The organism is Cytophagaceae bacterium, from assembly GCA_016722655.1.
Classification (GTDB): domain Bacteria; phylum Bacteroidota; class Bacteroidia; order Cytophagales; family Spirosomataceae; genus Leadbetterella.
In genome coordinates this window covers 101586-113738 of sequence record JADKIR010000005.1, presented here as the reverse complement: position 1 = coordinate 113738, position 12153 = coordinate 101586, and the positions used below count along the sequence as shown (strand labels likewise).

General features: G+C 34.7%; 8 protein-coding genes and 1 pseudogene. 3 read left to right on the top strand and 6 right to left on the bottom strand.

The window, feature by feature from the left end:
* Window positions 1-299 precede the first annotated feature (299 nt).
* Window positions 300-1439 carry a glycosyltransferase family 4 protein gene (locus IPP61_16250; protein MBL0326702.1) on the top strand — a complete coding sequence of 380 codons (1140 nt, stop codon included), beginning with the start codon at window positions 300-302 and terminating at the stop codon, window positions 1437-1439.
* Window positions 1440-1492: 53 nt separating this feature from the next.
* On the opposite strand, the gene IPP61_16245 is transcribed toward IPP61_16250, so the two are convergent.
* The 5 genes and pseudogenes from IPP61_16245 to IPP61_16225 form a co-directional block, all read right to left on the bottom strand.
* Window positions 1493-2485: a hypothetical protein gene (locus tag IPP61_16245; protein ID MBL0326701.1), complete on the bottom strand. Its 993-nt coding sequence runs from the start codon at window positions 2483-2485 to the stop codon at window positions 1493-1495.
* Window positions 2486-2907: 422 nt separating this feature from the next.
* On the bottom strand, window positions 2908-3447 hold the full coding sequence (locus IPP61_16240) for a hypothetical protein (protein MBL0326700.1): 540 nt from the start codon (window positions 3445-3447) through the stop codon (window positions 2908-2910).
* Between the two features lie 47 nt (window positions 3448-3494).
* Window positions 3495-5876 (bottom strand): TonB-dependent receptor, encoded by a 2382-nt coding sequence (locus IPP61_16235; GenBank protein MBL0326699.1) that lies wholly within the window; start codon window positions 5874-5876, stop codon window positions 3495-3497.
* 66 nt (window positions 5877-5942) lie between these two features.
* Window positions 5943-8929, bottom strand: a pseudogene (locus IPP61_16230) (DUF2723 domain-containing protein).
* Between the two features lie 111 nt (window positions 8930-9040).
* Window positions 9041-9670 carry a deoxynucleoside kinase gene (locus tag IPP61_16225; GenBank protein MBL0326698.1) on the bottom strand — a complete coding sequence of 210 codons (630 nt, stop codon included), beginning with the start codon at window positions 9668-9670 and terminating at the stop codon, window positions 9041-9043.
* A gap of 116 nt (window positions 9671-9786) precedes the next feature.
* Between IPP61_16225 and surE the strand changes: the two genes are divergently transcribed.
* Entirely contained in the window at window positions 9787-10557 is a 771-nt protein-coding gene (gene surE, locus IPP61_16220; GenBank protein MBL0326697.1) for a 5'/3'-nucleotidase SurE, read from the top strand.
* Here surE and IPP61_16215 read toward each other — a convergent pair.
* Window positions 10554-11105, bottom strand: coding sequence for an NUDIX hydrolase (locus IPP61_16215; GenBank protein ID MBL0326696.1), 552 nt, complete (start codon window positions 11103-11105; stop codon window positions 10554-10556). The genes surE and IPP61_16215 overlap by 4 nt on opposite strands.
* Before the next feature lie 50 nt (window positions 11106-11155).
* On the opposite strand from IPP61_16215, the gene IPP61_16210 reads away from it, so the two are divergent.
* On the top strand, window positions 11156-12151 hold the full coding sequence (locus IPP61_16210; protein ID MBL0326695.1) for a cation transporter: 996 nt from the start codon (window positions 11156-11158) through the stop codon (window positions 12149-12151).
* Window positions 12152-12153: the final 2 nt, after the last annotated feature.

The following is a 12153-nucleotide window of genomic DNA, read 5'->3' as shown; positions in this document are numbered from 1 at the left end:
CAATATATTTTAGTTATTATAAAAAATTTGGAGTGCAAAATTAGATATAAATAATTGAAAAACAAAGAATGGGCTAATATTTTAAGGTTCTATTACTATTTTTTTGAAAAAACTTTAGTAATAAATTTCATAAAAATCTAAATAGCTTCAATTGCCATTGATTTCAAACTTTTTCAGAAAAAGTGTCTTTCTTAAAATGTATTTACTTTATTGGTTAAACAAAATATTTTAATCTCAAATTATAAGTTAGCTTTTGGATATTTCACTAATTTTGAGATTCCAAGACTTAAAATTTAAGAATGAAAATATTAATAATTCATCAATGGCTTTGGGCTCACTATAAAGCTAAGATTTACAGCGAGTTACAGACTATTGTGAATGAAAATAACGACGAATTATTGGTTTTGCAAACTTCCAGTAATGAGCTTACAAGGGCCAAATTAGGTAAAGCCGACGAAAGTATTCATCAATACAATTATAAGTTACTTTACGATGAATATTACGAAAATATATCCAATTTCAGACGTTTTAAAGCCATGCTTTACTGGGTTAGGATGTTTAAACCCGATGTAGTCAACATTTCAGGATATTACGAACCTGCCATGAATTTGGTTCTGCTCTATTGTAAAATCGTGGGTATTAAAGTTATTATTTCGGTTGATTCCACAGAAAGTGACAACCCTAACATAGGATGGAAAGAAAAAATCAAAAGCCTGGTAGTTAAATTAGGAGACGGTCTTTTTTGCTATGGAAGTAAATCGGCAGAATACATGTTTAAACTTGGTGTGAACCCGGAAAAAGTTTTACTAAAAAACAATTCAGTTGATAACCAGAAACTTGAGTCCATTTTTAAAGAGGCAAAAAAATACTGTCAAGAAAAAAAGAAGGAATTGGGTCTCAGAAAATTTAACTTTATTTTTGTTGGCCGCTTAATCAAATTTAAAAACATCGATAATCTTCTGGCAGCATACAATGAAATTAATTCTCACGATTGGGGTCTGTTAATCCTAGGAAACGGATCAGAGGAAGACAAATTAAAGAAATACATTTCAGATAACCAATTGGAGGGTGTCTGTTTTATTGATGGAAAACAGTGGTTTGAAATACCGGAATTTATGGCTTTGGCTGACGTATTTATCTTACCAAGCTTTTCAGAACCATGGGGACTTGTAGTAAATGAAGCCATGGCTTGCGGAATGCCTGTTTTAGTCTCTGAGAGGTGTGGCTCTGCAGCGGACTTAGTGATCGAAAATGAAAATGGCTATACATTTGATCCCTTTGACGTAAAAGAAATGGCTTCAAAAATGAATGAATTCGTGGTAAAACCTGAGATTATTGGGCAATTTGGATTAAAATCTAAACAAATAATACAAAATTTTTCTCCAGAAAAAGTTGCTTCCAATATGATGGATGGTTTTAAAAAAGTATTTACTGCATAGTCATTGGCCAAGCAAAAAACTTAAAATGAACTAATGAAAATTCCTGAAGATCTTCAGGAATTTTGACTTAATTCCTGAATTTTCGCCTTTACAAATTGATTTGCTCCAGGATATACAAACCTGACAACCAGAAGATAATAGCTAATTCTTGAATATTCAATTATTAGCCCTCCGGTAAAGTTAAGTACCATATAATAAATAAATCCATAAGCGATAAATTCGGAGGCAATTGATTGCGGATTTCTCATTTCTGCTATTGAAATTTTTATCATATAAAAATATAGCAGAGTGTAAAATAGAAAAACGAATAACCCGAATGAGTCAAAGACTTCAAGATGTGGAACATCTACGTAGGTGTGTTTATAGCCATTTCCAAAAAATATATATCTCAACTTACCCTCATTGAAGTTTTCCTCGATTGTATCAAATACTTGACTTATTAAAATCATTCTTCCACTTGCAGAGGCATCAACTTTGTGTGATTTAATATGAGTCTTTTTGTCATTGGTAGTTAAACTTATAAATATTTTTTCAAATCTGTTTTCTATTTGATTAACAACCAATTTGAAAATATCTTGGTTTTGGCTGTATGTTTTAATACCAAATCCTATAAAAATTATAATTACTAAGGCCACATACCATTTTAACAATAATGAGACTACTAATTTTGAAACTTTTTTGATTGTGAAATTAAATGTAAAAAATAATCCAAAAAATATAATTGTCGATATAATTGGCCCCATAGTTTGAGTCATTAATAGGACCATTAGGAAAAAAACAAAAAATGCTATTAAGGGTAAAATCCTAATACTAATTTTTTTCAGATACTTAATTGCTAAAAAAATCAAAATTATACCGAAAAAAGCACCTTTACCATATACATGAGGATTACCTTGATCATCGTTGTCTCCAAATCTAATTGATGCACGTTTACCTATGACAAATAATGGGTCATTCGAAACGGCATAAATCAAAAGGGCGGCACCAATTAGTGATAAAATAATAGCAAGTGGTAGAAAACCATTATTTATCGATTCTTTGGTCATGAAAAGCGACGAAATCAAAACTAGCCCTATTACTGCAAATGTTATTAACTCGAAATTTCCATTAACAGGTGAATATCTGTCTCGAAGTATAAAATAAAGGAAACAGACAATAATGAAAACAAGTACCAAACTAAATGCAACTTTATTTGGTACTTCAAATCGCTTGAAATTTTTAAAAAGTAAAGTTATTCCAAATGGACCAATAGCCATAGCGGCGGTAAATGCCGAACTATTTTGAGCAAGTCCAACTCCATCTCGTAAATAATAGATTAGGGGAAGCCCGGTAATAAACATTACCACAGCAAACATATCCCTATACTTTATAAAATTGCGAACTAAAAACCGCATAAAAAAAATTTTCACAAAAATAAGCTAATTATGCCTTTTCTGTGAAAATTTAAAAGTTTTTTAAAAATCAAATATTAATTAACTGTTACTTTAAAGTCAACATTTGCATCATCACTTCCAGGGGTAACAGTTCCGTTTTTTACGGATTTATTGTTAATTGGGGGCTGATGCCTTAGTTGTACTTTTAGTGTACCTGTTCCTGCCTGATTGGTTTTAAATTTTCCACTTAATCCTATTGGGAAACCATTTACATCTTTATCAGAATATGTATAAGTACCAAGAGAAGAAGGATTTGGAGTAAAAACAACTAAATGCTCGTCACTCTCTGCCGCAACTTCCTCGGTCAAGTCTTCCACCGGATTTTTGCTTTCGTCAAGAAAAGATACAGAAAGCTGATATTCCGTGTTGGCTTTCAAGGCAATGTCATTAATAACCGGAGCTTGTCCACCATCACCATCAGGGTCTTTAAACTGAAATGTTTTTGTATCTGTACCATTGACAAATTCCAGTTTTATCGTGGTAATCAATTCATTTTCATTTTCCAGTTCAACCTCATCTTTACAGGAAAAAAACAATCCCGAGAAAATTCCTAATAATAATAAACTCTTTTTCATTTAAATATTAATTATATGCAACAATGTTGCAAATGTATAAAATTAATTCAAAATGTCAAGTTCATTCTTAAAATAAAATTAATTCCCTGATCAGAAGTGAAATATCTAAACCGGTTTAAATAATCTCTGTAAACGGTATTGGTAAGATTTTTTATTTCCAGTCCACAGTTGATTTTCGATTTATTTTTAAATAAATAAGACTTGGAAAGGTAAAGATCTATCAGATTGTAAGAAGGTGGGCTGGCTGAATAATCACCGCCAATTAATTGAAATTCAGAATTTTCCTCATTTTCAAAAACAGATTTCGTAGGTACTCGTTTTTGTTTTGCCACAAACTGATGGCTGATTTTGATTTTTTCTAACAGTTTAAGAGGTAGCTCAATTGAAATACTACTTACAGAACGATTGGCTGGAATAAATATCAAAGGTTGCCTTCTTTCCAAATCATCGGCCCTTAGAAATGACAAATGGTTTTCGAAAACTATATTTTTTGTAAAATTTAGTCTGTTACTTAAATCAAAACCTTTAAACAGAGCATCGGTCTGAGTATATTTAAATTCCGGAAAAGCACCTCTGATTGTCAACACTCCGTTTCCGGTTGGAGCCATAAATATGTAATCTTGTATAAAATTGACATAAAACTGTGATTCAAAATGATAATAACCGGCTTCAAATTCAATTGTAAGGGCGTTATCAACTGACTTTTCAGATGTGAGATTTCTGTCGCCCACTTCGTAAGAAGCCGCCCCATGATGCACACCATCTGAGAACAGTTCACTGACAACCGGGGGTTTCCAGGCAGTTCCAATATTGTATCCAAATTTAAAGTTCGGGCTAATAATTTTATTCATACTTGAAGAAGCAGAAAATCTATAATTAAAAAAATTCTCTGCAGTAATCTCATTTTCGCCTCTTTTTAAATAAAAAACGTCCATTATCCGGGTATCCAATCTAATTCCTCCCTCCCATTCAAATCGAGATTTCACAAATCTTTCTGTCAAAAAAAGTCCAATGTTTTTAGATAAAAAATTAGGAATGAGGACATTGGACTTGAGCGGATTTTTAAGAGTTCCGGTGGTGATATTCTTTTGAATTGACGTATTTAAGCCCAGATTCCCATTTAGTTTTTTAAATATTGGTTTATGTTGAAAAATTGTTTCTAAAGATTGAGTCGTAATTTTAAATATCTGAGCAGTAGATTTATCACCCCTAAGGGCATCAACTTCTGATCTGAAATTATATTGATTTCCAAATGTAAATGAAACGTTTTGGTTATTTTTCAGGCTTATTGCAGATTTGATTTTTAACAAATTGTGCTGAATATCCTGAAAAGGGCGATCAAGTTTATAGGTAAATGTTTCCGGTGTATAAATCTCCAAAGGCCTTGCCCGGTTTATTGCAGAAGAAAGGTCAGTAAGATTTCCAATGTGTGCTCCTGAAAAAATAGCGATTTTAGTATTAAACTGACTGAAAAACAGTTCATTATCAATTTTTCTAAAAGAATATTTTCCTGCCAGCGAAAAGTTAAATTCCTGTGACCCGGTATTTGCCAAAGAGTACTGAGGAGTTGAAATATTTCCACCTTTTTTTGTAGAAACCTGAACTCTCCAGTTTAAATCTTTTATTTTGTGTAAACTTCCTTCGGTTATCAGTGATATACCATTCTGCCAACCATTTGACATTGAAAACTGGTTAATTTCAGTTAAAAGTTTTTCCCGGTGAACCATTTCAGCAGGTTCTACCAATATTACTCCTCCTATTGCTTCGGGTCCATATCTAACACTCGAAGCACCTTTAATCACTGTTATTTTTTTGGCTAAAAATGGATCTATTTCGGGTGCATGTTCATTACCCCATTGCTGGCCTTCATGTTTTATTCCATTATTTATGGTCATTATTCGATTAGAATGTAGTCCATGAATCACTGGTTTTACAATATTACTGCCCGTACTCATGGTATTTACGCCAGGCAATTCTTTCAATATTTCTCCAAGTAGATTCCCCGATTTTTGTTTGATAATTTCTTCCGAAATGCTCTTAAGATTTGAATTGATTGTTTCAACTTTCCGGGCAACAATATTCACTTGATCGAGATGGATTTCAGATTCCTCAAGGGCTACTTCCCAGTGAAATTCGTGTTTCAGGTCAACCCATTGGGTCTTTTCTTCAAAACCCAAAATTTTTACTGAAATTAAATAACGTCCTTCGCAGATATTATCGATCCGGTATTCACCCAGGTTGTCGGCAAATACTGCTTTTCTTAAACTTTTAATTTCAACCAAAGCACCACTAACAGGTTCACCGGTTTGGGCGTCCTTAATTTTCCCAACCACAAAACATTCACAATCAAGTTTTTGAGCCGAAATGTCTTGATAAAATAAAGTAAAAACTAAAATAAATTTTAGAAGTATGTAAGCTTTTTGCAACATGATTGCAAAAATAACAAAAAGCCCCGGAGAATAGTTCTTCGGGGCTAATATTTGATTTAAAAAAGTCTATTGAATCTTGACTAAATGTGACTCATAAATCTTTTTATACTTTTCTGCCTGAGGCTTATCATACTGTTCTGCAGCACTATAGAGCATTTGAATGGTACGCATATCACTTTGAATAATCTGCTGAATATTTCCATTACCCCATTGACGGTCATTTGAGGAACGATTCTTCTCAATAAAATATTTGAGCTCCTCATCGGCACGGTTAACCATAATGTCAGCTATTTTACGAGCTTTTTCCACTTTTCCTATTTCATAATAGAATATTGGATAATTACCCACCAATTGGTCGTATGGAATGGTTTTATCAGGCATTATTTCCAAAGATTTGTCGAGATATTTTTCGGCTTCCGCTTTTTTACCTTCTCTCACCAATTGATCTACCAATCTTAAAAATGCAAAACGGGCAGTTACAATTGGCACTTTCAGGTAAGTTTCCGAATCATAATACACTTTGTCATTATTAAGATTTCTCCACTGCATACGGTTGATGTTTTTCTCCATTACCTGAGGATTGACAAATCCATCTTTTGCACCATTAACCTTGAAAGGCATCAATCGATAGGCGTAACCTTCCAATTGGCAGAATTCTTTGAGATTCAAATAAGAATTTGGGGCAAGCGTCCCTGAAAAATAAATCGGACGCTTCCAATTGTTCTGAGCGATAATATCCAAAACAACGAGGTCATTTTTAAGGATGTCTCTTTTACCAAAATTCCACTCCATTCGGTCACGAACCAAAGATTTGTAATTTTCAGGCACGAAACTCATTCGAGCTACCTCTTCTGCATTCATATCAAGATAGAAATTAGGAGAAGGTAAAACGTTAATCAAATCACCGGAACTTACCTGCATCTGAATTGCAGGATCGTTGGCTTTAACTAATTTCAAAAACTCTTTCAGATTAATACCGGCTTGAATCTGTGGATTTGAGTTTTCTACAAATGGTATCTGGTCATTGATACCTTTATAGTAATTGTCCGTTTCCAAAGATATCGGTAATGCTTCTGATTCGTAAGTTTTACGTTTCATTTGCTCAATATACCAGTCGGTACCCAAAAGGCTCAGATTACAAACTCTTACGTCGGTTCTAACTCCTTCCACTTCCTGTACGTACCAGAGCGGGAAAGTATCGTTGTCACCCCCAGTAAATAATACGGCGTTTTTTTCACAACTATTCAACAGGTTTCTTGCAAAATCAACCTGATGATATCTATCTGAGCGATCATGACCAGCCCAGGCTTGTTTAGCCATTAAAACAGGCACAAACAAGGCTATTGCAGTTGCAACCCCGGCTTTTGCCACACCATTTTTGATAAATTTCAAAACATAATCAGCTATGGCCATTACACCTATTCCAATCCAAATGGCAAAGAAATAGAATGAACCAACATATATATAATCACGCTCACGAGGCTCAACCGGTGGTGAATTAAGATAAACTACCAATCCAAGACCCGTAAAGAAAAATAGAAGAAACATTACAATTGCATCCTTATCTCTTTTGAAATACATATACAAAAATCCAAGGATCCCCAGGATTAGTGGAAGCCCAAAATAGTTTGTTCTGCCTTTATTCTGAGCATATAATGAAGGTAAATCCTTATTGCTCTCGAAAATGTTTGTAGCTGCAGCATCTGAGATATCAGAGGCACGACCCCAGAAATTCCAGATAAAATATCGCCAATACATGTGCCCAAACTGATGGGTAAACATAAATTCCAAATTTTGAACAAACTTGGACGCTGTCCTTCAGACAAATTGAGCTTACTTCTGTAGAGACTTACATGATTTGGATCCTGAGACCAAACTCTCGGTAACAACATTTTTCCATTTGGATCCCACACATATTCGGGCGAGTAGTCATAGGCTTCATATTTATCTTTACCAACTTTGTAATTGGCCTCTCCTCTTTCAATAGCCTGGAGTTGAGCGGTATAAATCGGTCCATACAACAATGGTCTGGAACCATATTGCTCTCTTTTGAGATAGTATGTAAAGTTTAATACATCGCTTGGATTGTTCTCGTTGATAGGTGGATTATAATTTGATCTGATCAAAGCAATCGTATATGTTGAATAACCTATCAAAACGAATGAAAATGCCAGAAGTATCGTGTTAAGCGTTGCTTTTCCATGTTTTTGACTATAATAAATTCCATAAGCCAAACCTCCGATCAATAACAGGATAAAAAAGATCATACCCGAAGCAAAAGGAAGTCCGAAGGTATTTACGAAGATTTTATCAAATGAAAAACTCAATGTAGGAAGGCCGGTAATAAGCCCGACCATAATTACAGCTAGAATTATCAAGCCACCCAAAAAAGCCATAAATGCTCCTTTGATCTCAATTTTCTTAGTCTTTTTGAAATAATAAAGAATAGCCAATGCCGGAAGTGTCACAAGATTAAGTAAGTGAACACCAATAGATAAACCAACCAGATAAGCTACAAAAACCAACCATTTGTTTTGTTTGGCAGGGTCTTCGATTAATTCCCAGCGAAAAGCGGCCCAAACTACAATTGCAGTAAAAAATGATGATAAGCCATAAACTTCGGCTTCGACAGCTGAAAACCAAAAAGATTCAGAAAAAGTGTAAACCAAAGAACCCACTAATGCCGCACCCAATACTTTGATTGAGTTTTCAGAATTGATGGTTTCGGCAGTTTGTCCAACAATCTTCCTGCCTAATAAAGTGATGGTCCAAAACATAAACAAAATAGTAAATGCACTGGCCAAAACTGAAACCATGTTAACCATAAAAGCAACTTTGGTGACATCAGCTCCGGCAAACATTGAAGCAATGCGGCCTAAAAGAAGGAAAAATGGTGCACCTGCTGGGTGAGGCACCTGCAATTTGTAAGAACACGCGATAAATTCACCGCAGTCCCAGAAACTGGCAGTAGGCTCAACCGTAAGTGTATAAGTGACCAGCGAAACTGCAAATACAAGCCAGCCACCAATATTGTTTAGATTTTTGAAATTCATAAAATGATTATATTCAGTTTATTAAAATAAAAATTAGGAGCGAAATGTTAATTTTTTGCCAAAAATAAGAATTTAGATTGGAATATCATTTAGAAGATATTTTAAATAAAGTTAAATCTTAAGCTGGGTACCAATATTTATAGTTTTTTCAAGCTTATCGGTGATTAATTTAAAATCTTCAGGCTTGTCAACAAAATCCATGTGATTTACATCAATTTCAATAAATTTCCCATGGTCATACTGGTGTTTAAAATTCTCATATAAAGCGTTCAGACTTTTCAGATATTCAGGATCCATGTTTTGTTCGTAATCACGATTCCTCTTTTTAATCTGACTCAAAAGCTTGGGAATGTCAGCTTTTAGATAAATCATAAGGTCCGGTGGAGAGATTGCCTTCATGATAGTATTGAAAAGTCCTCTATAAGTCTGAAAATCAGTCTCATTCATGCTCCCGTTGTCATAAAGATTTTGGGCAAAAATGTAAGCATCTTCATAAATTGTACGGTCTTGAATTATAGTCCTTTCATCCTGGTTAATAATTTTAAGAACCTGTTCGAAGCGACTATTTAAAAAATAAACCTGCAAATGGAAGGACCATTTTTTCATATCGCCATAAAAAGGAGCCAGATATGGGTTTCCATCTACGGCCTCATAAAATACCTCCCAACCGTAATGTTTTGCCAGCATTTCGGCAAGTGTGGTTTTACCTGCCCCTATATTTCCTGTGATTGCAATGTGCATTGTAAAAGATTCTCTCGATAAAATTAATTCGTAAAAATAAGTAATCGCTGAAAATTTTCCGAAGGAAATGAACAATGATTAGTAAATTTGGAGAAATATTCAGAGAAAATAGGAAAATGAAGAAACCACTTATTTTGGTTACAAACGATGATGGAATTACCTCAAAAGGTATAAAAGTGCTGATTGAAGAAATGTCAAAACTAGGCGAAGTTTTTGTTCTTGCACCCGATAGTCCGAATTCCGGTATGGGGCATGCCATCACGGTCGATACCACTTTACATATTAAAAAGTCGCCCATTTTTGGCGAAATTGCTTCATTTGAATGCTCAGGAACACCCGCAGACTGTGTAAAACTTGCTAAACATGAATTTTTAAATGGCCGAAAAATTGATTTGGTGGTAAGTGGAATCAACCATGGATCCAATTCTTCGATTTCTGTCATTTACTCCGGTACCATGTCGGCAGCCATAGAAGGTGCTATTGAAGGAATTCCTTCTATTGGGTTTTCATTAGATGATTTCCATTATGATGCTGATTTTGAGCATACAAGACCTTTCTTAACTAAAATTGCCGCCTATGTTCTGGAAAATGGAATGCCCGAAGGCACGGCTTTGAATGTAAATATTCCAAAAAAACAGGATGAAAATATAAAAGGAATCAAATTTTGTCGCCAGACCAATGGCTACTGGCATGAGGAATTTGATGCCCGAAAAGACCCTCATGGACGCCCTTATTATTGGATGGGTGGTTACTATGTAAATCGGGAATCTGAAGCCCGGGACAATGATATCTGGGCAATTGAGAACAATTACGTGAGTATTGTTCCCTGCAAATATGATTTAACAGACTACAAAGCTCTTGAAAAAATTTCGGAATGGGATATTTAAACCAGACCTTTTAAGATTGCCACTTTCATGATTCCGGCCACCGAAAGCGAGTCGGTTATTTGATTATTCATAACCAGGTCAAAAGCCTCTTTTAAGGATATCTTTTTGATTTGTAAATCTTCGGTCTCTTCAGGCTCGGAATCGCCTTGTGTAAGATTTTCAGCCAAAAATATATAGCCAACCTCTCTGCAAACCGAATTGGAGGTATGTATTTTGGCAATCATAGTATATTTTTCGGCCGAAAAACCGGTTTCTTCTTTCAGTTCACGTTTTGCAGCCTCCAGAATGTCTTCCCCCAAAGGACAACCACCCTCCGGTATTTCCCAAGAATATTCCTCTATAGGAAATCTAAATTGCCCAACCAACCAGGTATTTAGTTCATTATCAACAGGAATGATTCCGATAGCAATATTTTTAAAATTTACTTGCCCGTAAATTCCGTTACCTCCGGAGGGATTTAGTACTTCATGATGCTCAACTTCTATCCATGGATTTTCATAGACCACTTGAGTTGAGAGTTTTTTCCACGTGTTTTTTTGGCTTTCCATGGTTCAAAATTAAGTCAAAAGCAGTAGTTTCGGAAAATTTTTCAATCCAAATGCTCGAAAGACTTTTTTCGAATAAAAAAAACGCCATCATTATTTCGCTCACAGTTTCTTTTATTGTGATGGCGATGAAGTTTTCGGCATATTTAATAACCAAATCCAACGCCATTCTTACCGATGCTGCTGAATCAATTGTAAATATTGTCGCCGCCTCATTTGCATTATACTCATTGCACCTAAGTGAACTTCCCCGTGATGAAAATCACCCTTACGGGCATGGGAAAGTGGAATTTTTTTCATCGGGACTTGAAGGTTTTCTGATAATTATGGCCGGAGTTTTGACTTTGGTGCCGGCAATAAATGCCCTTAGACTAGGCAATGTGGGGATTGATAACCTCAGTTCAGGTTTGGGAATTACTTTTTTTGTGATTATAATCAATGGAATAGTTGGATATTTACTTATAAACTACGGCAAAAAGCTCCATAGTATTGTTTTAGAAGCTGATGGCCACCATCTTCTGGTCGATACAGTAAGTAGCATAGTGTTATTAATTGGACTTTTTGCAGTGAAATTTACCGGCTATAAAATTATTGACCCAATACTGGCTATCATCATGGCTTTCTATATTATCTACAATGGTGTGATGATTTTCAGAAAATCTGTTTCGGGATTAATGGATGAAACTGACTATGATGTTTTGAAAAAAATAATCGAAATCCTAAAGAAAAACAGAAAGGATGAATGGATTGATATTCACAATTTTAGGGTGAAAAAATATGGAGCTGACTTACATATAGATTGTCATTTGACGCTTCCATATTATTTATCCCTGCAAGATGCCCATGAAGAAGTGAGTGGTTTTGAGAAAATTTTGCGAAAAAATACAGTAAATGATGTTGAACTTTTTATTCATTCTGATCCCTGTTTACCTGATTGCTGTCATTATTGCAGGGTGAAAAATTGTGATAAAAGAACGCAAAACTTTGAAAAAGAAGTGCTTTGGACCGCCGAAACATTGATCAGCAACCAAAAGCACTTCAATTATTAAAA